General features: G+C 34.5%; 17 protein-coding genes. 7 read left to right on the plus strand and 10 right to left on the minus strand.

The window, feature by feature from the left end; genetic code table 11:
* The 6 genes from A9G38_RS06185 to tkt form a co-directional block, all read left to right on the plus strand.
* The coding region (locus tag A9G38_RS06185; RefSeq protein ID WP_141671741.1) for an integrase core domain-containing protein at positions 1–336 on the plus strand (336 nt) is incomplete at its 5' end.
* A 726-nt stretch (positions 337–1,062) separates the two neighbouring features.
* Positions 1,063–1,305, plus strand: a complete 243-nt coding sequence (locus A9G38_RS06190; protein WP_034911785.1) for a FeoA family protein — start codon at positions 1,063–1,065, stop codon at positions 1,303–1,305.
* On the plus strand, positions 1,302–3,647 hold the full coding sequence (gene feoB / locus A9G38_RS06195; protein WP_034911783.1) for a Fe(2+) transporter permease subunit FeoB: 2,346 nt from the start codon (positions 1,302–1,304) through the stop codon (positions 3,645–3,647). Before A9G38_RS06190 ends, feoB begins: the two co-directional genes overlap by 4 nt.
* A gap of 71 nt (positions 3,648–3,718) precedes the next feature.
* The gene (locus tag A9G38_RS06200) at positions 3,719–3,961 is read left to right on the plus strand and encodes a FeoC-like transcriptional regulator (RefSeq protein WP_034911780.1); all 243 of its coding nucleotides are present in this window, start codon (positions 3,719–3,721) and stop codon (positions 3,959–3,961) included.
* A 320-nt stretch (positions 3,962–4,281) separates the two neighbouring features.
* Positions 4,282–5,232, plus strand: coding sequence for a transaldolase (gene tal, locus A9G38_RS06205; protein WP_034911777.1), 951 nt, complete (start codon positions 4,282–4,284; stop codon positions 5,230–5,232).
* A gap of 136 nt (positions 5,233–5,368) precedes the next feature.
* Positions 5,369–7,375 (plus strand): transketolase, encoded by a 2,007-nt coding sequence (tkt, locus tag A9G38_RS06210; protein WP_034911773.1) that lies wholly within the window; start codon positions 5,369–5,371, stop codon positions 7,373–7,375.
* A 72-nt stretch (positions 7,376–7,447) separates the two neighbouring features.
* On the opposite strand, the gene A9G38_RS06215 is transcribed toward tkt, so the two are convergent.
* The 5 genes from A9G38_RS06215 to A9G38_RS06235 form a co-directional block, all read right to left on the minus strand.
* Entirely contained in the window at positions 7,448–7,984 is a 537-nt protein-coding gene (locus tag A9G38_RS06215; protein WP_238552640.1) for a sulfatase-like hydrolase/transferase, read from the minus strand.
* Positions 7,985–7,989: 5 nt separating this feature from the next.
* Positions 7,990–8,472 carry a sulfatase-like hydrolase/transferase gene (locus A9G38_RS06220; RefSeq protein ID WP_034911766.1) on the minus strand — a complete coding sequence of 161 codons (483 nt, stop codon included), beginning with the start codon at positions 8,470–8,472 and terminating at the stop codon, positions 7,990–7,992.
* Positions 8,473–9,261: 789 nt separating this feature from the next.
* Positions 9,262–10,650, minus strand: coding sequence for an MATE family efflux transporter (locus tag A9G38_RS06225; RefSeq protein WP_034911763.1), 1,389 nt, complete (start codon positions 10,648–10,650; stop codon positions 9,262–9,264).
* Positions 10,651–10,658: 8 nt separating this feature from the next.
* On the minus strand, positions 10,659–11,975 hold the full coding sequence (rimO, locus tag A9G38_RS06230) for a 30S ribosomal protein S12 methylthiotransferase RimO (RefSeq protein WP_034911760.1): 1,317 nt from the start codon (positions 11,973–11,975) through the stop codon (positions 10,659–10,661).
* Between the two features lie 329 nt (positions 11,976–12,304).
* Complete coding sequence (locus A9G38_RS06235; protein WP_034911757.1) at positions 12,305–13,231, minus strand: siderophore ABC transporter substrate-binding protein; 927 nt, start codon at positions 13,229–13,231, stop codon at positions 12,305–12,307.
* Between the two features lie 167 nt (positions 13,232–13,398).
* On the opposite strand from A9G38_RS06235, the gene A9G38_RS06240 reads away from it, so the two are divergent.
* Positions 13,399–15,369 carry a TonB-dependent receptor domain-containing protein gene (locus A9G38_RS06240; protein WP_034911754.1) on the plus strand — a complete coding sequence of 657 codons (1,971 nt, stop codon included), beginning with the start codon at positions 13,399–13,401 and terminating at the stop codon, positions 15,367–15,369.
* Positions 15,370–15,896: 527 nt separating this feature from the next.
* Here A9G38_RS06240 and mmuM read toward each other — a convergent pair.
* The 5 genes from mmuM to mfd form a co-directional block, all read right to left on the minus strand.
* Positions 15,897–16,838: a homocysteine S-methyltransferase gene (gene mmuM, locus A9G38_RS06245; protein WP_034911751.1), complete on the minus strand. Its 942-nt coding sequence runs from the start codon at positions 16,836–16,838 to the stop codon at positions 15,897–15,899.
* Positions 16,825–18,228 carry an S-methylmethionine permease gene (gene mmuP / locus A9G38_RS06250; RefSeq protein WP_034911748.1) on the minus strand — a complete coding sequence of 468 codons (1,404 nt, stop codon included), beginning with the start codon at positions 18,226–18,228 and terminating at the stop codon, positions 16,825–16,827. Before mmuP ends, mmuM begins: the two co-directional genes overlap by 14 nt.
* An 89-nt stretch (positions 18,229–18,317) precedes the next feature.
* Positions 18,318–19,610: a DUF945 family protein gene (locus A9G38_RS06255; RefSeq protein WP_034911745.1), complete on the minus strand. Its 1,293-nt coding sequence runs from the start codon at positions 19,608–19,610 to the stop codon at positions 18,318–18,320.
* 313 nt (positions 19,611–19,923) lie between these two features.
* Positions 19,924–21,432, minus strand: coding sequence for a DUF945 family protein (locus A9G38_RS06260; RefSeq protein ID WP_034911743.1), 1,509 nt, complete (start codon positions 21,430–21,432; stop codon positions 19,924–19,926).
* A 36-nt stretch (positions 21,433–21,468) separates the two neighbouring features.
* Positions 21,469–24,927: a transcription-repair coupling factor gene (gene mfd, locus A9G38_RS06265; protein ID WP_034911742.1), complete on the minus strand. Its 3,459-nt coding sequence runs from the start codon at positions 24,925–24,927 to the stop codon at positions 21,469–21,471.
* Between the last annotated feature and the right edge of the window lie 73 nt (positions 24,928–25,000).

A 25,000-nucleotide genomic window follows, 5' to 3' on the forward strand; every position in this document is an offset into this window, starting at 1 on the left:
CAAATTAAACTGCCATTATCAAAATTGGATTTATTTCATTCAGACCGAGGCAAAGAGTTTGATAATCGGTTATTAGAGGCGTGTTTTAAGACATTTAATATCACGCATTCATTAAGCAAGAAAGGGTGTCCATATGACAATGCGGTAGCGGAAGCGACATTTAAAACAATTAAAACGGAATTTGTAAAAGGCCAACGTTTCAACTCAACGGCTGAATTACAACGCGCTTTTTCGGCTTATGCTTATTGGTATAATCATAAACGATTACATTCTTCGTTAGGCTACTTGCCTCCCGTTGAATTTAAAAAACACTTACCCCTTAATTTTTTTGTTTGAAAATGTGTTGCCATTCCAAACAATATGCCGATTATCACGCAGTTTATCTAAACAAATATTTATCTAACAAACAAAGACAGTCCTATTTTTGTCAAAAAGTTTCAGGAAAACACTGTGTTTAAGTAAAAACATCAAAAAAATCATGTTAATACTAGAAAATAATTTTTCTAGTTTGCTGTTTCGTTTGATTTGTAAGTAAAGATAAACCTTTGGTATCAACCTATAGTATTTTGCTCGGATAGGTTTTGTAATAGTGTTTAGCCAAATCAGTGACCGTTATTTTTTCTTTATGATATAAACGGCATATCGCTTTGCTGGTGATAAGGCGTTAATTTTGTTTTTTACGACTAATCATTACAGTAGTTTCTTAAATTACTGTAAACAATATTAGTAAATCCTATACATAAGACATCAAATAATATGACGCCTGATGAATTAAAAACACGAAAACAGGCAGCTTAATTTTCTTCGTGAGTGTGTACAAAGTTTGAGATATTTACATTGTGATTATTTATTTTATCTATTTAGAAACACGACACAGCGAAGGTTTGAGTTTGTATTTTTTATTGTTTAGTTATATTTACGATTTTTTTACTGTTTATTTATTTTTGTTGAGAATAATTCGCATTTTTACACTAAAAATAACTTCATTTCTTTCTAAAATATGTATTTTTAATTTTATATGATTATTTATATCAGTACTGTTGTCATTTTTTAGGAAGCGTAATGTCATTTTTTACTCTTAACCAGTTACCTTTAGGTCACGAGGCGGTTATTACTAGATTGTTACCCGAATCGTTACCTTTTCGTCGAAAGTTACTTGCAATGGGGATTACACCGGGGTGTAAAGTTCTGGCTGTACGAGTTGCACCATTTGGCGATCCGATTGAAATTAAAATGCGTGGGTTTTTGCTCTGCTTGCGTCGTAAAGAAGCACAAGCCATTGAAGTTATGGAGGTAAGTGAATGAAGATAGCATTAATTGGCAACCCTAACTGTGGTAAGACAACATTATTTAATTTATTAACTGGCTCAAAGCAACGTGTAGGAAATTGGCCTGGAGTGACAGTTGAACGTAAAACAGGTGTTTTTACTTATCATAATGCACAATATGAAGTCGTCGATTTGCCTGGTACATATTCGATCGAACCTGACCCACTTAGTGTTTCACAAGATGAGCTTATCGCACGTCAGTTTGTGTTGTCTGATAGTGATAGTGTTATTATTAATATTATGGATGCAACTAATTTGCAACGTAGTCTGTATTTAACTTGTCAATTAATTGATTTACAAGTACCAATGATTGTTGTATTAAATATGATGGATGCAGTTAAAGCCATGGGCGAACAGATTAATGTTGATATGTTGTCAACACTGTTAGGTTGCCCTGTAGTGGCATTATCATCAACCCAAAAAATGGGGCTATCGTGCTTTTATCAACAAATCGAAAACATGGTAATCACGCCACAAGTAGCTCAACCGTCGATTGATTTGCTTGGCGATGATCAGCAAGCGGTGATTAATCGTTGTATTTGTGAGTTACCAGATAATAGTATTGTGCATCAATTCAATCGTTGGCAATTGATGGATGCATTATTAGATGATTCGCGTTATAACTTGCTCGAAAATGAAAAAGAGAGGTTTGCAAACTGCCGTTCATTGCTTGCAAAATGGTGTGATAATGAAATTGATGTGGCGCTTGCTAGTGCACGTTATGATACGATTGATACAATTTGTAAGAAAGTGATTGATAAACCACGTGAACTTAGTCGTCGATTTTCAGACATATTGGATAATATCACCTTAGGGCGTATTACTGGTATTCCGTTCTTTTTACTCGCAATGTATGCCATGTTTATGCTAGCGATTAATTTTGGGACTGTGTTTATTGATTTTTTTGATGTGCTGTGTGGTACTATTTTTGTCGATGGCTCAACACAGTTACTTCATGCTATCAATGCACCGAATTGGCTTACGGCTATTTTGGCTAATGGGATTGGTCGTGGTATTCAAACGGTTTCAACTTTTATTCCTGTCATTGGGGCGATGTTTTTTTGTTTGTCTTTTTTGGAAGATTCTGGTTATTTGGCGCGAGCAGCAATGGTAATCGATCGGCTGATGCGTTGCATTGGTTTGCCGGGAAAAGCATTTGTGCCAATGTTAGTGGGTTTCGGTTGTGGTGTGCCAGCCATTATGGGAACGCGAACGTTAGAAAGCCCTCGTGATCGTATTATGTCAATTTGTATGATTCCTTTCATGTCATGTGGCGCTAGATTGCCGGTGTATGCTTTATTCGCCGTGATATTTTTTCCTAAAAATGCCTCTATAGTGGTGTTTGCCTTATATTTGCTTGGTGTAGTTGTGGCAATGATAACTGGATTTATACTTAAATTTACGCTATTAAAAGGTTCATTAACACCGTTTATTATGGAAATGCCAGTGTATCGTATTCCGACTTTAAGTAGTCTAATTAGTTTGACTTGGCAGCGTTTAAAGTCATTTATTTTTAAAGCAGGTAAAGCCATTGTATTGATGGTAACAATATTAAGTGTACTTAATTCATGGGGGAGTGATGGTTCGTTTAGACACGAAAGTTCGCAGGACTCTATGCTTTCTGTTGTTAGCCAAACAATCACTCCAGCATTTGCACCAATGGGGATTAAACACGATAATTGGCCCGCAACGGTGGGAATTTTTACGGGTATTTTTGCTAAGGAGTCGGTGATTGCAACGCTTAATTCGCTTTATTCGATGGGCGATGACGATGACAATGAGCAAGCAACCAAGTCATTTGATTTATCACAAGGGATTGTAGATGCGTTGGCAACGATTCTTAAGAATTTAGTTGATCTATCAGATGCAGTATTAGATCCACTAGGGTTTAATACAGTTTCACAAAATATTGATTCACTTCAGTCTGATTTGGATGTAAATTCGGTAACAATTTCTCAAATCAAGGGCGCTTTTGGTTCGTCTTCGAATGCGATGAGTTATTTGATCTTCATTTTACTTTATACACCTTGTGCTGCTGCATTAGGAGCTGTGTACCGAGAGGCTGGTTTTAGATGGATGATATTTGTGGCAATTTGGACTTTTACTATCGCATGGCTAACAGCAACGATTTATTATCAATTTACTTTGCTTGGGCATTCTACTATGGCAGGTTGGTGGCTTTTGGGATGTAGTGTATTTATTGTTGTAGCACTATTGTTTATGCGTACTTTAGGGCGATATTCATCATTTAACCAACAAACGGAACCGAATCTACAACAGTGTAAAGAATCATCATGCTGTCAGGAAATAAATGGCTAGCTAAATTGTAAAAATATAAATAAAGAAAAAGTTTATATTTCTTCTGTAACTTTAATTATCAGATTATTGCTATGTTAATAACGTTGATTCGTGATTATGTACAATTAAAAGGCCGTGTACCATTGCAAGATATTGCACGCCATTTTCGTTTACCTGAAAGTGCAGTTGAACAGATGTTAGGGTTTTGGATTAAAAAAGGGATGATAAAGCTCATAGTACAAGATCAGCCATTGTTTTGCCAAACTTATAAATGTCATTCTTGTTCAAACTGCCATTTAGATTTAGCAAGTAAGGTTGAATATGTTTGGGCTTAATTAAATCATGAATCAGTAATTTCTACATTTATAATGTGTTGTCAATTATTTTGTTGCATCATAGATTAATTATGTTAATTAACGCTGATTTGATTTTGTGATTAAATTCACAGAATTAATTTTATTTGTATGGATAAGCTAGCAAACATGGATAAGTGATTCTATATTATCAGAGTCTGAGGCTACATTTTATGTTTTTAGCCTATCTGATTTTTGACAACAAGATAGATTAATGACCACCTCATGACAAAGTCGTTTTATTGTTGAATAAATGTTATTATACTTTCATTATAGTAAAACGTTGTATGAGGATAAAATGTATGAGTCAATTAGATGAATTTAAAAAATTAACTGTAGTGGTAGCCGATACTGGTGATATCGATTCTATTAAGCAGTTTTCCCCCGAAGATGCAACAACCAATCCTTCCCTCGTTTTGAAAGCAGCGCAACTTCCTCAATATCGTTATTTAATTGATTCTGCAGTTGAAACTGCGAAAAAAATTGGTGGCAGTAAAGAACAACAATTAGTTAATGCGTGTGATCAGGTTGCAGTTAATATTGGCGCCGAAATTTTAAAAACAGTTCCTGGTCGTATTTCGACCGAAGTGGATGCCCGTTTGTCTTTTGATAAACAAGGGTGTATTGAAAAGGCACGTAAAATTATTGCACTTTATGAAAAAAAGGGTATCGATAAGTCACGTATCTTAATTAAAATTGCTTCAACTTGGGAAGGTATTAAAGCGGCTGAAGTGCTAGAAAAAGAAGGGATCAACTGTAATTTAACTTTGCTATTTTCATTTGCACAAGCACGAGCTTGTGCCGAAGTAAATGCATTTTTAATTTCGCCTTTTGTGGGGCGAATCTATGATTGGTATCAAGCTAAAAAATCAATCGAACCTTATGTTGCGGATGAAGATCCAGGAGTAGTTTCTGTGCGTAATATCTTTAATTATTACAAACAACACGGTTATAAAACTGTTGTGATGGGGGCTAGCTTTCGTAAGGTTGATCAGATTTTAGCATTAGCTGGTTGTGATAGATTAACTATTTCGCCTAATCTATTAGCCGAAATGCAACAATCAAATGCGCCTGTTGTACAGAAGCTCAATCCAAATCAAACCATAGTTGCTCGTCCTGCGCCAATGACTGAGGCCGAATTTAGATGGCAACATAATAGCGATGCTATGGCAGTTGAAAAATTAGCCGAAGGAATTCGTGCTTTTGCCGTAGATCAAGGCAAATTAGAAGATATGATTGGCGCATTGTTATAATCATATAAAACAATTGGGGAGTATGCTCCCCATTTTTATGCTATTTCTTTCGTTAATTTAAATAACGATTTTGCAAGTGATGTTAACCTTGCAGGTATTAACAAATTTAAACTCAAAATTTTTTGGAGATGATGACATGAATGCAACCACACTATCTCACCGCGAACTGGCGAATGCGATAAGGGCATTAAGCATGGATGGCGTGCAAAAAGCAAAATCAGGCCATCCTGGTGCGCCAATGGGTATGGCGGATATGGCCGAAGTACTTTGGCGTAGCTTTCTAAAACATAATCCGAACAATCCTAAATGGGCCGATCGTGACCGTTTTGTGTTATCAAATGGTCATGCCTCTATGTTGATTTATAGCCTGTTACATTTAACTGGTTATAACGTGACTATCGATGATTTGAAAAACTTTCGTCAGTTGCATTCAAAAACCGCAGGTCATCCCGAATATGGTCATGTACCTGGTGTTGAAACTACAACGGGTCCGTTAGGTCAAGGTATTGCTAATGCTGTAGGTATGGCTATTGCAGAAAGAACGTTAGCGGCACAATTTAATAAACCAAGTCATACTATTGTTGATCACCATACTTATGTGTTTATGGGGGATGGTTGTATGATGGAAGGTATCTCGCACGAAGTGTGTTCTTTAGCGGGTACCCTAAAATTAGGTAAACTTATCGCATTTTATGATGATAATGGTATTTCGATCGATGGTGAAGTAGAAGGTTGGTTTACTGATGATACCGCAAAGCGATTTGAAGCTTATGGTTGGCATGTTATTGGTGGTATTGATGGCCATGATGCCAAAGCCCTTAAAGAAGCAATCGAGCAAGCTCAAGCCGTAACCGATAAACCATCTTTATTAATGTGTAAAACGGTAATTGGTTTTGGCTCACCAAATAAAGCAGGTAGCCATGAAAGTCATGGTGCACCTTTAGGTGATACTGAAATTGAAGCAACTCGGAAATCATTAGGTTGGAATTATCCTGCTTTTGATATTCCTAAAGATTATTACGATGCTTGGGATGCGAAAGCAAAAGGTAAACAAATAGAAGATGAATGGAATGCTCGTTTTGATGCTTATGCTAAGGCCTATCCTGAATTAGCTAAAGAATTCAAGCGTCGTGTTAATGGTGATTTACCAGCAAATTGGTCTCAAATTGCTAACGATGTAGTGAATAAACTCCAAGCAAATCCAGCAACTATCGCTACTCGTAAAGCATCTCAAAATGCTATCGAAGCATTTGCGCCAGCTTTACCTGAATTTTTAGGTGGTTCGGCTGATTTAGCACCAAGTAATTTGACAATATGGTCAGGATCTAAAGAGATTTTAGCCAATGCTAATGGTAATTATATCCATTATGGTGTGCGTGAATTTGGTATGTCCGCTATTATGAATGGTATTGCGTTACATGGTGGATTTATACCTTATGGTGCAACATTCTTAATGTTTATGGAATATGCACGTAATGCTATTCGAATGGCGGCATTAATGAAAATTCGTGCTTTATTTGTCTATACTCATGATTCAATTGGCTTGGGTGAAGATGGACCAACGCATCAACCTGTTGAACAAATGGCAAGCTTACGCGTTACGCCAAATGTGAGTACTTGGCGCCCATGTGACCAAGTGGAATCAGCTATTGCTTGGCAGTATGGTATTGAGCGCAAAGATGGTCCAACTGCATTAATCTTCTCAAGACAAAATTTAAAACAACAAGAACGTACTGCTGAACAATTAACCAATGTTTATCGAGGCGGTTATATCTTAAATGATTGCACTGGTACACCTGAGCTAATAATTATTGCTACTGGTTCAGAAGTGGAACTTGCCGTTGAAGCTTATCATCAACTCACAAAAGCAGGCAAAAAAGTACGAGTTGTGTCAATGCCGTCAACTGATGCGTTTGATAAACAAGATAGCACTTATAGAGAGTCAGTATTGCCATCGTCAGTGACTGCTCGTATAGTTATTGAAGCAGGTATTAGTGATTACTGGTATAAATATGTTGGTCTTAACGGCAAAGTCGTTGGCATGACAAGCTTTGGTGAGTCGGGTCCAGCTGATCAACTATTTAAAACATTTGGATTTACTGTTGAAAATGTAATAGCTCAGGCAAATAGTTTATTAAAATAATAATGGAATAATTACTAATAAAATGCCATCTGATCTAATGATGGCATTTTATATCTGTCTATGAGTATAAACCTAATAGGGATTAGGATCTTTCTTTAGTTTATCAAATTGATATAATGTATTGTTATCCCAGTCTTTAACTTCGATGTTTTGTTGTTCTGATATCTGAGAAAGTTCGTTTTCCATATAATTATGGTTTACATCTAATTTTACTCCCATCCAGTTACTCAATAAATAAACTAGTTGAAATCCCGATACTTGTTTATTGATTTTTTGTTGGAGTGATTTATCTGAATCAAAAAAGATAAATGGGACACGATAACTATCTTGATATTCTGAATTGTGTCTTAAGTCATTATGTTGATCTGCATGCGCAAGTTCATGATCTGCAAAGTAAACCACTGAATAATCTTGATCATATTTTTTTAGTATATTGATAGTTTGTGCAATAAGATCATCTGTTTCTTTAATACTACTAACATAACATGATATATTTTTATTATTCAGATCAAACTGCACATTAAATTCTAATCGTTTACAAGAGTTAGAGTGTGAACCGATTAGGTGAATAACAATAAGCTTTGGTTTGCTATTTTTTGTCGATAAAATATTATCTAATTCGGGTAATAATAAAGTATCATGCTTTCCTTTCGATGATTTACCATTATATTCGCCTTTTTAGTGTAAAATGAATGTTGTGCATAAGAGGCAATGCGTGGTACCGTAATTTCAATTGTGCCTAATTTACCTTGATTTGATAACCAATAAGTTTCAAATCCTGCATCATTAGCAATGCTAACAATATTATTATTTAGTTGTGCATTTACTTTTTTGTCGTCTAAAAAGATTGATTGGCTAATTAAATGTTGAATTGATGATTGGGTATTTGGTGCTGACGCTATTAATCCATCCCAAATAATGCTAGCATGAATACGGGTAAAAGGTGTATTGTCATATTTAAAACCATAAGCGCTCATATAGTCTTTGCGAACACTTTCGCCAATAATAATATAGTTCTTTTTTTCTTGAAAATAAAGTTTTGCACTATCGTAAAATGAGAGAGAAAACTCAAAAATAGGATACTTTAAGTTATTCAATAAAGTAGTTGATATTGTATTGAAAAAATTTGGATTATATTTTATTACAGCTTTAATTGGTCTATAAAAACATAGCCCTAATACAAAAATAAGTAAATAGAAATTGTTAGTTTTTGGAAATGAAAATCTTTTAAATAATATAATAAAAATTAATGCTAAGATTAGAGGAGCAAAATAAAAATAAACTGATAGCTGTGAACAGAATTCCGTTATTTCATCAAAATCTGTTTCAGCAATAGCACTAATTACGGCAACATTAGGTGGACCATAATAAAATTCAATAGGAAAATAGATAGCAGCTATTACAAACCAAATGCAAAAAAAATTCGAAAAAAGTAAGTCGAGCTAAAAAGATAAGAGAAAAGTAAGTTAGGAATATGCGATCAAATCTTTGTGGAAAGCTTAATAAATAAGATCGAAAGGCAAAGACACACTCCGTGTGAAAGTATATTTTCTTTTTTTATCATAGTAACTGTATTTATTATATCAATTTTTGATTTCAAGGATTATAGATTTATTCAACTATTTGAAAATAGTTTTTGATAAAAAAATATCCAATATTTTAATTATAGGTGTTAGTATCAACGAAAAAGAAAGTAAAGAAGTTTCCTATGTCTAGGGCTGGCTTACCATTATGGATTAAAGCTAGGACTTCGATAGGATGGCTACTTGTCCATAATTATTGAAAGATCAACTTATTTATTTTTAGTTATTGAACAACCAATAAGTTGTTATTAATAAAATAAGGTTAATCTTTTTTATTTTGTTGAATGTCTTAAATAAATAACTTTATCTTGATGCACGTACTAAAATAGCTTCAACGGGTTGTTTTTGAATATAGATCATCCTAGCTATTAATAGAAATGCTGCCACAGCAAGTCCAGAAATAATTCCTATCCAAAAGCCAGCTGCGCCAATTGGCTGAATGATTAGGTCGGTTAATCCTAGAACATAACCAACAGGCAATCCGACTACCCAATAAGAAAGTAGAGTAATAAAAAAGATACTTTTAGTGTCTTTATAACCTCGAAGCACATTACTAGCTACTACTTGTAAATAGTCAGACGTTTGATAAATAGCGAGTAAAATAATAAGTTGCATACAAATAGCAATTACAGCATTTTCTTGTGTAAATATGGTGATGATTTGTGAACTAAAAATAACTAAAATTAGTGCAACTATAATGGCGATTACTAAGGATATGGCTAAACTAATGTAAGAAGTTTGTTTGGCTAAAACTGTTTTTCTTTTGCCTAGTAAATAGCCAACACGAATACTGGTTGCAACTCCTAGCGATAATGGAATAGCAAAGGTTAAACTGCTGATGGTGAATATAATTTGATGTGCAGCAACGGTTATTTGACCTAATGGGGCAATTAATAATGCAATCACAGCAAATAAGCTCATTTCAAAAAAGTAAGCAAGTGCAAGAGGAGTACCAAGCACAACAATTTTTTTGATTATAGCAAAATCAATTAGTTTGGTGATTGGTGTTAGGCGAATGTCGCGTTGGTTTGTGCTAGTGAGTGTATATAAGCGTATTAATATAAACATTAACCAAAATATTATTGAGGCAGTGATTCCACATCCTACACCACCAAAAGCAGGTAAGCCTAATTTGCCATAGATTAATATGTAGTTGATAGGGATGTTGGTGATTAGTGCAATAAAGATGATGACCATCGCTGGTTTGGTATTGGATAATCCCTCACATTGATTGCGGTAAACTAAAAATAGCAAGAAAGCTGGTACACCCCACATTATGGCACGTAAAAATTTGACTGCCACGTCCATCATTTCTGGATCAATAGGGTGATCGTTCGAGCTTCTTAAGTTTATTATTAGGTCGGAATGATATAGAAGTAACATCATAAGCATTGATAATACCAATGCGATGACAACGCCTTGGCGGGTATGATCGGCAACTAGGTTTCGTTTAGCTGCACCATTTAGATTTGAAATAATTGGTGTTAAAACGGTGAGTAAACCTTGTCCAAATAAGATGGTAGGTAACCATATCGAGACAGCAATGGCAACTCCAGAAAGTGCCGTTTTACTATAATTGCCTGCCATAATGGTATCAACAAAGGTGATCGCAGTTTGTGATATTTGCGCGATAAGCACTGGAACTGCCAATTTAACCAGATTTTTTACTTCGTGTTTATAATGTTGTTTCATGGTGTTAATTAACGTTTAACCGTTCCCCATAGATCGTACTCATCGGAATGCTCAATGTTAACCTGAACAATATCACCTACATTAACTTGGTTTTCTTCGTTTAGATAAACAACGCCATCAATTTCTGGGGCGTCAGCCATGCTACGACCTATTGTACCTTCTTCATCAATTTCGTCAACAATAACATCTAATGTTTTGCCAATTTTTGCTTGTAATTTTTGCGTTGAGATTTTTTGCTGTAATTGCATAAAGCGATCAAAACGTTCTTGTTTAATTGTTTCTGGAATTTGATTAGCAAGTTTATTGGCTTCAGCGCCTTCTATGGGGCTGTATGGAAAACAGCCAACACGATCTAGCTGTGCTTGCGACAAAAAGTTGAGCAGTAATTCAAAATCTTGTTCTGTTTCGCCGGGATAACCAACAATAAAGGTTGAACGTAACGTGATATCAGGACAGATTTCTCTCCATTTATGGATACGTTCTAAGGTTCTTTCAATGGTTCCAGGCCGTTTCATTGATTTTAAAATTGTTGGACTTGCGTGTTGTAATGGTACATCCAAATAAGGCAAGATTTTACCATCTGCCATTAATGGAATTAGATTATCGACACTTGGATAAGGATACATATAATGCAATCTGACCCAAATTCCCAAACTTGATAATTGTTCGCAAAGCGTTTGAATATCAGTTTTTAATGGCATTCCATTCCAGAAACTGGTCCTGTTTTTGATATCAACGCCGTAAGCTGAAGTGTCTTGTGCAATAACTAATAATTCCTTAACACCACTGTCGGCTAGTCGTTTTGCTTCATCAAGTACGTTACCAATAGGGCGACTAATCATTTTACCTCGTAATGATGGAATAATGCAAAATGTACAACTATGGTTACAACCTTCAGAAATTTTTAGGTAAGCAAAATGTTTTGGTGTTAGTTTTATACCTTGTTGGGGAATTAGACTGGTAAATGGATTATAAGCAGGTTTTGGTGCATATTTATTAACATGATTTAGTACTGCTTCATAGCTGTGTGGGCCAGATATTTCAAGTACTTTTGGGTGTACAGTCCTAATTTGATCTTCTTTGGCACCAAGGCATCCGGTTACAATGACTTTGCCGTTTTCATTAAGAGCTTCGCCGATTGCTTCTAAAGATTCTTGTACTGCACTGTCAATAAATCCACAAGTGTTTACAATGACAAGATCGGCATTATCATAGCTAGGTACGACTTGATAACCTTGCGTACGTAGTTCGGTTAAAATTCGTTCAGAGTCAACTAAATTTTTAGGACAGCCAAGGCTCACAAATCCAATTGTAGGAGGTAACATATTCATAGTATTTATAATAGTGTGTTATATTAAAGAGGTATTGTTTGAGAATTCAATAAACTATATTTGTTAATTATCGTTTACAAATCAAAATAAAGATGGCATTTTATCACATTTCATCATAGTTGATATACCGATTTTCTAATTTCAAATTTACATTAACAATGTTTTGGCTTATCTATTAAGTATTAGTAATAACTCGGAAAGTAGTTCGTTTGAATAAAAAAAAAATTATTTATTGAGTATTTCTCTGATATTTATCAGTATAAAATAAAGCCTTTATTGACAATAAAGGCTATTTAAAAAAGAAAGTTAACAATCAAGTTATATTATCTTAATGCATTAGTGACTTCGTCTATTTGACGATTTATGCTTTCAGCACCACCACCTGATAGATACCAAAGATCAGGGGTTAAATAAACAACCTGTGCTTTGCTTTTGTTTAATACTTTTTGTGAAAAAAAGTGCTCAGCCATACCTTGATTGCCGATTGCTTTGCTACGATCAACAACAAAAATAATATCAGGTTTGACTGATTTAATGTAATTATCATCAATAAAAATTGGTTTTGGTTTGCCTATTAAGTTATTTGCGGGCATAACGGTGAGTGGTACCGCTCGTTTAACATCTAGTACATCGTGAATCAATGCTGCGCTTGAGCTTGAATTGATAAGAATCATCTTTCCATCATTATGAATAGCAACAATAGCTTTTTTAGAACTAGCTTCGGCTACTGCTCGGGCATGTTGAATTTTTTCATCTAATGACTGAATAATATTATCAGCTTTACTTTCTGTGCCTGTAATATTTGCCAGTAGATGGATATGGTTTTTTGTTGATTCAACATAATTTTGGGCGTTCACACTTAAATTAATGACTGGTGCAATTTTAGATAGATCTTCAGTTTTACTAGCTTGACGGCCATCAATAATAATTAAATCTGGCTTAACTTGTCTGATTGCATCAATATTGGGTTCTTTCATATTGCCTGTATCGGTAATTGATTTTTTGTTAAATTGTTGCAAATAAGAAGGGATAACTGATAGTGGAGTTGCAACAACTATCGAACCTTTACCTAGCGCCTCTAAAGTATCTAATGCCCCATAGTTCATGACAACAACTTTTTCGGGCAACTTAGGAACTTGTACCGTTTGGTTGTTGGCAGTTACACTCATTGTTGTCGTTGATTGGCAACCAGTTAAACTTAATATAATCGATGCAATACTACTTAAAAATATCTTTTTCTTTTTATTCATCTCAATTTTCCTGTGTTTATATAAATGATAATTATTATCATTTAACAAAAAGGATTTGTCTAGCTATAAATAATTTTTTAAAGATATTGATAATCATTCTCATATAGTGTAGTCTTCATATATCTTATAAATCTATAAATGTCATTATAAATAATAGGGTTATAACAATGAAAGCAAAAAAGAAGATTAAATTGGCTACAAATGTCATTAATACTAGTATTTTGTTGTCATTATCTACAGCTGCTATAGCAGCTAGCAATTCAGATACTGACACCATGGTTGTTACTGCATCGGGGTTTTCTCAACAAGTCAAAGAAGCACCGGCTACCATTTCGGTAATTACACCAGAAGAAATTGAAAAAAAACCTTATCGTGATGTCACAGATGCGTTGAAGGATATTCCTGGAGTAAATATTACTGGTGGTGGTGATTCTACTGATATTAGTATTCGAGGCATGGATGCCAAATATACCCTAATACTAGTAGATGGCAAAAAGGTTAGTACCCGCGAAACAAGACCAAATAGTGATAATTCAGGATTTGAACAAGGATGGTTACCACCATTAACAGCAATTGAACGTATTGAGGTTGTGCGAGGCCCTATGTCGTCATTATATGGTTCTGATGCGATGGGAGGGGTTGTTAATATTATTACCAAAAAAGTGTCAAATAAATGGCAAAGTGGTATACGTTTAGAATCGGTTATTCCTTATCGTTCAAAAGAAAAAGATACATATACTGGCAGTTTTTCGACCATGGGACCGATTATTGATGACGTTTTAGGTATACAACTTTATGGGCAGTATTCAAATCGTCATGAAGATAAATTTCTTGCTGGTCATGCAGGACAAAAATTACGTAGTTTAAATGGTAAATTGTCTTTAAATGCTACAGACACACAAAAATTTGATCTCGATTTTGGACGAGCTTTACAAAATAGTAATGCAACTGCAGGAAAAACAAGAGATAAATCTAGAAGTGATTTTAATAGAGATAATAGACGAAATACGTTTGCTTTAACACATAATGGTTTGTTTGGTGATGTTTCTACAACTTCATTTGTCTCTTATGAAGGAAATAATAACCCAAAAAGGAACATGAAAATTCGCAATACGGATGTAGATACACGTGTTACTATTCCTTTTAGTATTAACATGCTGACTTTAGGCGGAAAATATAATTATCAAGAGTTGCATGACGAAGGAAATCAACTAAAAACGACATTATCTAAAATTGATCGTTGGAATTATGCGTTATTTGGAGAAGATGAGTTACGTATTTTAGAAAATTGGAGTTTAACATTAGGATTACGTTATAACAAAGATGAAAATTATGGTAGCAACTGGAACCCAAGAGTTTACAGTGTGTGGAATATTGATGATAACTTTACGTTAAAAGGCGGTTATTCTACTGGTTATGCTACACCACAATTACGTTATGTGGTGACAGATTGGGGGCAAGTTACTGGTGGTGGATATTCTGATGGTGTAATCATTGGAAATCCAGATTTAAAACCAGAAAAAACAAATAATTTCGAAATTGGTATAGGTTATACCAATGATTATGGTATTGATGCCTCTGCAACTGCATTTTACACAAAATATAAAGACAAAATTCAATCATATTATATTTGTAATCGTAAAAAAGGAAGCAAGTGCTTGTTGAATGGTTATAGTAAAAAGTTTGACTTTATACAAGGCCGTGAAAATGTTGGCAAAGCTGATCTTAAAGGTTTTGAATTTTCATTTAAAACGCCTTTATTTACTGATTTCCTATTAACATCTAACTATTCTTGGACAAAAACAGAACAAAAAAGTGGGCAATTTAAAGGACGATCTTTAAATCGAACCCCTAAACAAAAATTCAATACTCAATTAGATTGGTATGTCACCCAACAATGGGATTTATGGACAAAAATGGCCTATTATGGCATGGAATCGTCTAATAACCGTGATGGCACAAAAGTTGAATATCCTGGTTATACTTTCTGGGACATCGGTGCATCTTATCAAATACATAAACAAGCTAAGGTTTATGCCGGTGTTTATAATCTATTTGATAAAAATGTAACTAACGATGATTTTGGTAAAACCTTAGAAGGTAGACGATACTTTGTAGGTACTGAGGTCAATTTTTAATCGCTAAGCAAATTTAATTTTGTCTATAATCTTTAAGGCGGCTTTTTAATATAGCTGCCTTTTTAATCATATTATTCAATTAAATATTATTTAATCTGATCTTACAATTAAATTTGTGTATTCATTTATTTATGAATTGCTTAATACGGTAATTTATTAAAAAATGGACATATTTATTTATCCAAAACAAGAAAAGTGAAACGAGTCGGTTTATTTTAGAAAAGTTAATTGCTTCCTTCAAGTGATAGATAGTAAAAATTTAGGATGGAACATTGCACTTATTTGTAGTGCTATTAATTGCGATTTATAATCAAATGAATTAAATTTAATTATTAATTGTTCAGTAGCTTTTCATTGTACTAGGGAATTATTGACTGGACTATCAGGCTTTAACTTGATAGAAGAAAATAAAATCAAGTGTTTAACTGATGGTTTTGTTGGTTTAATTTGATTGGATTTGAAGCCGTTTAAGATATTATCGCAAAACTACAATAGATCTTCATGCTCAAAATCCAATCACAATAAAATTAATAATCCTTTAATAATCTCACAATCTCTTTAATATCATTCGGTGTTGTTTGGCAGCAACCGCCAATTAATTTTGCACCTAATTTTGTCCAGATTGGTAGTTGATTTTTGAAGGTGCAATCATGTTGATGGTTCTTGTGCCACTGTTTTGTTATTGGATCATATTGTTCACCTGAATTTGGATAAACAATTAATGGTTTGGTTGTAAGCTTATTTAGCACTTCTAATGCTGGAGTAACACTTTCTAACGCAATGCAGTTAATACCAAGGCTTACAATTTGCTCGAAGTTGTTTAAATAATCTATTACTTGTGATAATGATGTGCCATCGCTAAGATGTTGGGCATCTTTTAATGTAAACGAAAACCATGCATTGATAGTTGGAAACTGCTGTATCAATTTAACTAACGCTTTAATTTCAGCAAAAGAAGGTAACGTTTCACAAGCAAGGATATCAACTTGGGCATCTATTAAGGCTTGAATGCGATCACGGTGAAAATCAATAAATTCAGCTTCAGTTAGTTGATAGTCGCCAGTATATTCTGCCCCATTTGCAAGATATGCTCCATAGGGACCAACTGACCCAGCAATCAGTAAAGTTTTATTTTGCTTTGTTTCATTCAAATACTGCTGTTTAGCTTGCTGTGCGAGTTCAACGCTTTTTTTTATTAATTTGATAGATTCATCAAACGTAATTTCTTTTTTTTCAAACCCTACTGGTGTAGCTTGATAGCTGGCGGTGATAGCGCAATCGGCGCCAGCTTTAAAATAGTCATAATGAACTTGATAGATCAGTTCGGGTTTTTTAATTAATACTTTTGCCGACCATAGACTATCATTAAGATCGCATCCACGGCGTTGTAGTTCGCTTGCTAGTGCACCATCAATAATAATGTAATTTTTTTGTTTGAATAGTGCACAAATTGGATTATAACTTGTCATTTTTTACTGCTCGTTTTTGATAAGATTGGGTAAAGTGATGCGCAATAAAACAGACAATTACAAAAGGAATACCGCAATAAAGCGCAATGCGTTGTTCTGGATCGAATGCTAAACCAATGCAAGCAATCAAGCACAAAATAAACCCTAAAATTGGCACAAAAGGGTAAAATGGTGCTTTATATTTTAAGGTGTTTTTTTGAGTTTCTGATAGTTGCTTTCTAAAAAAGTAATGTGAAGCGCAAATACTTAACCAAACTGCTACCACGGCGAAACCAGAAATAGCGGTTAATGCTACAAATACAGTATCAGGAGCTATCACGCTTGAAAATAACGCTAACAATCCACCAAGCATACTTACTGCAATAGCGATCATTGGAATACCTTTATTGGTTAATTTAGCAAAGCACTTTGGTAGTGTACCTTGATTAGACAACGACCACATCATACGCCCAGAGGCATAAAGTCCTGAATTAGCGGCTGATAAAATAGCAGTTAAAATGACAAAATTAAATATATCTGCAGCATATGGAATACCGATATTTTCAAATACCATTACAAATGGACTAGTAATAACGCCAGCTTGATCCATAGGTAGTAGAGCAGCTAACACTATAATTGTTCCAATAAAAAAGAGAATCAATCTTAAAATAGTTGTTTTAATGGCAAGTGGAATCGATTTTTCAGGATTATGGGTTTCGCCCGCAGCAATACCAATTAACTCGGTACCAGAAAAGGCAAAATTAACTGAAACCATCGTCATGATAATTGGTGTTATACCATTAGGAAACCAGCCATTATCGGTAATATTGTGTAAAAAAGGTGCTGGCATGTCATTTTTCATAGGAACAAAACCAAAGATAGCAGCAGCTCCAGCAACAATAAAAATAATAATAGTGATGACTTTAATGATTGAAAACCAAAATTCACTTTCGGCAAAGAATTGAGCGGTTATAATGTTTAATGCAAAGATTACGATACAAAAAATTAAACACCAAATCCAGACCGAAACAGTAGGGAACCAATACTGCATACATAAGCCAGCTGCGGTTAGACTTGAACCAAGTGCCACTGTCCAAGTTAACCAATACAGCCAAGCAACGGTATAACCAGTGCCAGGACTAATAAAGCGAGAAGCATAAGTGTGAAATGCACCTGTTTCAGGCATAGCGACAGCCAGTTCGCCTAGGCACAACATCACTAAATAAACAACTAATGCACCAATTAAATAAGCAATAATAGCGCCAATAGCCCCAGAAGTAGCAATAATATAACCAGTATTAAAAAATAAACCTGTGCCAATAACGCCACCCAGTGACAACATAATTAAATGACGGGTTTTCATGGTTCGTTTAAATTGGTTTTCTGTTGTGGATGATGAATTTGTATTCATAAATTTTTTTGCTTAAGTTAAAAATAATAAAATTCCGCCAAAATTAGTGGCGGAACTAAATAGGTTAATTTGAATAATAAATTAGCTAATTATAATTGTTCAAAGAATTCTTCTTTTGTTACTTTTTTACCATTTACGTTAACTTCATCACTATCTTTGGTTAGGCTTATATCAGAATAGATACCTTTGGTTTTACCATTGCTTGAAGTAAAATATTGAGAGCTACTAATGAAAAATGCGGACATCATTTGTAGGTTTTGATTTGCTTTAGCAATTTGTTCTGGTGTTACCGTGTTAGAGTTAGGGTTTTCGAACTGTGCGGACGTATACGCTAATACATCAAATGGTGCTTCAAGTTTTAATTTTAGTGAGTCAATTTTATCGTAATCAGCTTCATCAATAGCTGTACTATCTACATCAGACATACTGAAAATTAGGTTAAGATTAATATCGCCTGCAGGATTGTGCCAATTCAATTTATTTAACGAAAAATTAATATAATGCTTTTGTTCTGTATCATCTGAGTCAGGATAACCTATTCCCAATTGATTAGTGAATAGATGCTTATCAAGTCCCTTAAAATCAATATCTATCGAGCCATAACCTAGATTTTGTTGTCCATAAATAATTGAATCTACACTACTTGAAAATGATCCATCGACAGTATTGGTGACGTCATTTAGGACATTTTTTTCGTCCATAACGAATTTATTAATAACAACCGAAACTGGTTTTGAATTAAATGATGCAGGGTAGGTTAATAAAATTTTATCAATTTCAATTTTAGTTGATATGTCAGAGCCAGTAGTATAACTACCAAAGGAGTACTTGCCTTCACCAAGTTCTAATGCACTATCAATTCTTGGAAAGAATGGAACTTCATTTTGGGTAACTTTTATTGCTTTGCTTGCTAGTTTAACGGTGATATATTCACCATAACTTATACCTGCATGTCCTGTAATAAAAGGCTGATTGCCCGCTAGCTTCCAAAGTGTCGGATTAGTTTGTTCGCTCATTTCATATTCTAACCAAGCCATTTTAGGCGCAAAACTTCCTTTGGCGAGTGCAGCGATAGGAAATGGACCATGATGAATAGTAACATCATCAGAAAATAAAGTTTTTGGTTGAGCATCGTCGCCTGTAGCATTTTGGAGTGATGCTGTAATAGTTAAATGCAATTTAGTTGAAAAGATATTCTTTTCATAATTACTTTTTATAATATTAAACGTGAAATCGTTTTGAGTTTGATTAATTTTGTTTGTAATTTGTACCAATTCATTATCGATGTTATTTTCGATCATGTTGCCTGTATGCCATGCAGTGCCTACGTAAGCAACCCCTAATACAGCAAATATTCCTATAGCAAGTGTGGTTTTTTTCATTATAGTTCTCTTAGTTATTTATTATATTTTAAATTATCATTCCTGATGATTTATAAAATCAACCAGCAAACTTTTAATATATTCAAAGTGATAAATTAATTGTAATCCTGGTTGTTATAATTTTAATCGATTTGAGCTTTCTAGGCGATAGTTTTTTGATTTTTTGTAAAATGCACCTATACAAGTTTAAATAAGTACCCTAGCATATTATGGTGCATATATTGTTAACTACTACGCTTGAATCTAAAATAATCGCCAAATTAACCAATATCATTGAAACATTTTATAATTTTTTTAGTGTCGCTAAAATAAATTAGAAATTTCCAAAAAAATCTTTTTTATCTAGTAATTGTCCATTTACCTTTACGCTTTGATTGCCTTTTGTATACTCCACATTAGAATAGATACCTTCTGTTTGATCTTTATTAAAGATAAAAAATGGTGATCTACTAAAAAACATTTTGGCATTGGTTTTTATTACAGCGCTTTCTTTTGCAATTTGTTCTGATGTAACTTGCTTAGTGTTAGGGTTTTGGATTTGTGCGGACAAACTAGCTAAAACATCAAACGGAGCTTCGAGATTGAATTTAAGTGTATTTATTTTGTCATAGTTTTCTACATCAGTATTTGAGCTATTTATTTCTGATATATTAAACAATAAGTTAACATTAATGTCGCCACTAGCATTGTGCCAATTCAATTTATTTAACGAAAATTCAATATTGTGTTTGTCGCTCTCACTTATGTCAGGATCAGTTGTTTCAAAGTGAGGATCGAAAAATTGTCTACCAACCCCTTTGAAGTTGATATCAAATGATCCACTACCTAGATTTTGTTGACCATAAATAATCGAACCAATACGACTTACAAGCGAACCTTCAATTGTATTATTGCTGTCATTTAAGATATTTTTTTGACTCATCACAATTTTGTCAATAATCACTGATTCGTTTTTCGGTGTGGATGATTTGAAATTTAATGTAATTTTATCAATACTGCTTTGCTCATCAATATTTCGATTTTTGTAGTTAGCACGACCTTTTGATTTTAAGTTGTCAATATTAAAATTCCCTTTTGAAAGATAGCTATCAAAACTGTATTTAACCTTTCTGATGTTAAATTCATAATCGAAGTCTTCAATGGTGTTAAGTGGTCTTAATGACATATTAATGTCATCAAAGTTAAAATTATTACCGTCAGAAAGAAAAAACAATTTATCCAGATGCACTTTAGCCTTGCCGTCAGAACCATCGGCATAGCAACTAAATGTATAGCTGCCATGGCTAATATCCAAGATACTATCATCAATGGCAGGGATTTCGGCTTGGGTCATTTTAATCGCTTTGCTTGCTAGATTAACGGTAATATATTCGTCATAACTCACGCTTGTATGTCCACTAATAAACGGTCGATTGCCCGCTAGTTTCCAAAGTGTTGGATTTGCTTGTTGACTCATTTCATATTGTAACCAAGCCAATTGTGGGGAAAAAGTCCCTTTTGCAAGCGCAGCAATAGGAAAAGGACCATGATGGATAGTGACATCGTCATCAAATAAGGTTTTTGGATAATTACCTTGAATAGTCGATTCACGTGGTGATACGGCCACTGTTAAATGTACTTTTGTTGAAAAAACACCCTTGTCATAATGGTTTTTAGTAACAGAAAATGTGAAAAGATCTTGGGACAGGTTAACTTTGTTTATGATTAGTGCTAATTGGTCATCAATATGCTCTTCAATCATATTACCGCTGTACCATGATGTACCTGCATAAGCCATACCTAATACAGCAATTATTCCTATAGTAAGTGTGCTTTTTTTCATTGTGGCTCTCTTAGTCGTTTATTGTAATTATAGTTATCATTCTTGATGACTTGCAAAATCAGACAACAAATTTTTAATATATTCAATGCGATCGATTCGTTGCAATTCTGATTTTTGTAATTTTAATCGATTTGAACTTTCTAAGCGATAATTTTTTGGTTCTTTTTGAATTATTTCAATTAAGTAATCGACTGACACCTTATTATTATTACCGAATTCAATATAACCGCCTTTTTCACCAAACTCGATCTTAGTAATGCCTAATTGGATTGCGTGATAACGGATTTTTGTGGTTTCTAGTAAAAAAAGCACTGCATCGGGCAATTTACCAAAACGATCTCGCATTTCAACTTGAATATCGGTGAGTTCGATAAGATCGGTGATACTCGCAATACGTTTATATAGTGATAAACGTGTATTAACATCGGGAATAAAATCATCAGGAATAAGTGTTGGTAAGCGTAACTCAATTTCTGTTTGTTGATTATTGAGTAATGATTCAAGTGTTGGCTCTTTGCCTTCTTTTAGTGATTTGACGGCCTCATCAAGTAGCTCAATATAAAGGTTAAAGCCAATAGTCTCAATTTGACCGCTTTGATCGCTGCCTAATAACTCACCAGCACCTCGGATTTCAAGATCGTGTGTGGCTAGAGCAAAACCTGCACCTAAATCTTCAAGTGAGGCAATTGCTTCTAGGCGTTTTTTGGCATCTTTAGTGAGTAATTTAGGGTGTGGGGTTAATAGATAAGCGTAAGCCTGATGATAAGAACGTCCAACTCGTCCTCTGAGCTGATGTAACTGGGCTAAACCAAATTTATCGGCACGATCAATGATAATGGTATTGGCATTAGGAATGTCGATACCAGTTTCAACAATGGTTGTACAAACAAGTATGTTAAAACGTTGATGATGAAAGTCATTCATTACGCGCTCTAAGTCGCGTTCATGCATTTGCCCATGACCAATGGTAATTCGTGCTTCGGGCACCAGCTCTGCCAGTTTTTCGCTTACTTTTTCGATATCAGAAATATCATTGTGTAAGTAATAAATCTGACCACCACGTAAAATTTCACGCAAAATGGCTTCTCTAATCACGAGATCATCATATTCTCTAACAAAGGTTTTCACTGCTAAACGGCGAGCTGGAGGAGTCGCAATAATAGAAAGATCCCGCATACCACTCATTGCCATGTTGAGGGTTCTTGGAATTGGTGTTGCGGTTAGTGTTAGAATATCAATGTTTGCTCGCATTGCTTTAATTCGTTCTTTTTGGCGGACGCCAAAACGATGTTCTTCATCAACAATCAACAAGCCTAAATCTTTCCATTTGATATCTTCTTGTAACAATTTATGTGTGCCAATTACAATATCAATTTTGCCTTCACCAAGAGCTTCTATAATACTTTTTTGTTGTTTGGCGGTTTTGAATCGAGACAGGCTTTCTATGCGAATTGGCCAGTTTGCAAAGCGATCACAAAAGCTTTCGTAATGTTGTTCTGCAAGTAAAGTTGTAGGAACTAAAACTGCTGTTTGTTTATGATTAATAACGGCTAAAAAAGCAGCTCGGATCGCTACTTCTGTTTTACCAAATCCAACATCACCACAGACTAATCTATCCATGGCATAAGGAGAGCACATATCGCCAATTACTGTCCCAATGGCATTTTGTTGATCATCAGTTTCTTGATAAGGGAACCCTTGGCAAAATAGTTCATACTGCTCTCGGTCTTGTTTAAATTCAAATCCGGGTTTACTTTCACGTTCAGCGTAAATATCTAGTAATTCAGCTGCAACATCTCGTACTTTTTCGGCCGCTTTTTGCCGCGCTTTACTCCAAGCATCAGTACCTAATTTATTGAGTGGTGCGTTTTCTTCATCGCCACCAGAATAACGGCTAATTAGATTTAATGATGAAACAGGAACATAAAGCTTGGTATCATTGGCATATAATAGAATAAGATATTCAGCCGTAATCCCACCTGTTTCTAATGTGGTAAGTCCTGCATATCGACCAACGCCATGTTCTAAATGGACAACGGGTTTGCCGGGTGTTAGCTCAGCTAAACTACGAATAAGTGAATCAGTATTGATAGCTTGTTTATTTTCTTTTTTACGACGAACTACTCGTCGTCCTAATAGCTCATTTTCAGTAATAAAGGCAAAATTATCTTGCTGATTGATAAAGCCCTGTTCACTAGCTCCAACGATTAAATAAAATCGGCTATCACTGTTTTTTCGTTCATCAAGTAAATTGATGGTAGTGGGATGAATACGAATTCGTCCAAGAATTTCTTGTAAAGCCTCTTTGCGTCCTTCTGATTCAACCGAAAAGATGATTGTTCCTGCAAAATTTTCAACAAATTTTTGAAATTGCAAATAAGGATCTTTTTGTTGGATCTCAATAGCAATATTAGGTAATGCTACATAAGGAAAATTAACGTTTTTATTTGATTCAGTCGTTATTGCATGCGATAAAACCATTCTTGGGTAGTTTTTGAAATTGGCAAAAATCTCGTCAGTTTTAGACCAAATAACATTTGGTGCAAGTAATGGTCGCATAGGATCGACTTTGCGACTTTCATAACGTTGGGTAATATCTTGCCAATATTTGTTAGCATATTGCTCAATATTAACTGTATTTATAATTAAGCTATTTGCTAAAAAATAAGAGAATAGAGGTGTTAATGGTTCGTTAAAAAACAGGGCTTGCCAATATTCAATACCAGTTGGCAAAATATTTTTACTAACTTGTTGATAGATGCTTTCTGAGTCTAATCTAACCTCAAATTGTTCTCGCCATTGACTACGAAACAACTCAATAGCTGTTTTATCGAAAGGAAACTCATGGGCTGGTAGCAATTGTATTTCAGCAATTTCACCAAAGGTACGTTGAGTTTCGACATCAAAAGTACGGATACTGTCGATTTCATCATCAAAAAAATCGATGCGATAAGGCTTATCACTGCCCATGGGGTAGATATCAAAAAGCGCTCCACGAGTAGCATATTCGCCATGCTCCATAACTTGGCTGACTGAACGATAGCCAGCATTTTCAAGTTGAAGGCGTAAATGTTCTCGGCTAATTTGTAAGCCTTTTTTCATCATAAAAACATGTCCACCCAAATAACTTTGTGGGCAGACTTTTTGCATTAAGGTATTAATGGGTAAAATTAACGCCCCTTTGGTTAAATGTCCAAGATGATAAAGGCAAGATAAGCGTTCTGATACGATATCTTGATGAGGAGAAAAGCTGTCATAAGGCAATGTTTCCCAATCTGGAAAGATAATAGAAGGGAAGGATGTAAACTGCTTTAGTTCTTCATGAATGCGCGAAGCTTGTTGCATATCATCAGTGACAATCACAACTATACCTTCATGTGCATCTATAGCTTGAGCGCAAAATTGTGATAAGGAAGAGCCAACTAGCTGCCCAATTTGCTTTACTTCACCTGATTTTTGAGGAATTAAGTTTGAAATATTAACTGTTTTAGACATGATGAGTTCGTTGATGTCGCTGAAAATTTATTGTCAGATTATAACGTAAGTATGAGGTTGTTTTCTATAACTG

The sequence above is a fragment of the Gilliamella sp. Imp1-1 genome (assembly GCF_001690415.1).
In the GTDB taxonomy this organism is placed as follows: domain Bacteria; phylum Pseudomonadota; class Gammaproteobacteria; order Enterobacterales; family Orbaceae; genus Gilliamella; species Gilliamella bombi.

Coding starts and splice junctions, on each gene's coding strand:
- A9G38_RS06255 (WP_034911745.1), bottom strand. CDS start 19,610: ATGAAAAAAACCACACTTGCTATAGGAATATTTGCTGTATTAGGGGTT.
- A9G38_RS06260 (WP_034911743.1), bottom strand. CDS start 21,432: ATGAAAAAAAGCACACTTACTATAGGAATAATTGCTGTATTAGGTATG.
- mmuM (WP_034911751.1), bottom strand. CDS start 16,838: ATGACAAGTTATAATCCAATTTGTGCACTATTCAAACAAAAAAATTAC.
- A9G38_RS06225 (WP_034911763.1), bottom strand. CDS start 10,650: ATGAAACAACATTATAAACACGAAGTAAAAAATCTGGTTAAATTGGCA.
- A9G38_RS06190 (WP_034911785.1), top strand. CDS start 1,063: ATGTCATTTTTTACTCTTAACCAGTTACCTTTAGGTCACGAGGCGGTT.
- rimO (WP_034911760.1), bottom strand. CDS start 11,975: ATGTTACCTCCTACAATTGGATTTGTGAGCCTTGGCTGTCCTAAAAAT.
- tkt (WP_034911773.1), top strand. CDS start 5,369: ATGAATGCAACCACACTATCTCACCGCGAACTGGCGAATGCGATAAGG.
- feoB (WP_034911783.1), top strand. CDS start 1,302: ATGAAGATAGCATTAATTGGCAACCCTAACTGTGGTAAGACAACATTA.
- A9G38_RS06235 (WP_034911757.1), bottom strand. CDS start 13,231: ATGAATAAAAAGAAAAAGATATTTTTAAGTAGTATTGCATCGATTATA.
- mfd (WP_034911742.1), bottom strand. CDS start 24,927: ATGTCTAAAACAGTTAATATTTCAAACTTAATTCCTCAAAAATCAGGT.
- mmuP (WP_034911748.1), bottom strand. CDS start 18,228: ATGAATACAAATTCATCATCCACAACAGAAAACCAATTTAAACGAACC.
- tal (WP_034911777.1), top strand. CDS start 4,282: ATGAGTCAATTAGATGAATTTAAAAAATTAACTGTAGTGGTAGCCGAT.
- A9G38_RS06240 (WP_034911754.1), top strand. CDS start 13,399: ATGAAAGCAAAAAAGAAGATTAAATTGGCTACAAATGTCATTAATACT.
- A9G38_RS06200 (WP_034911780.1), top strand. CDS start 3,719: ATGTTAATAACGTTGATTCGTGATTATGTACAATTAAAAGGCCGTGTA.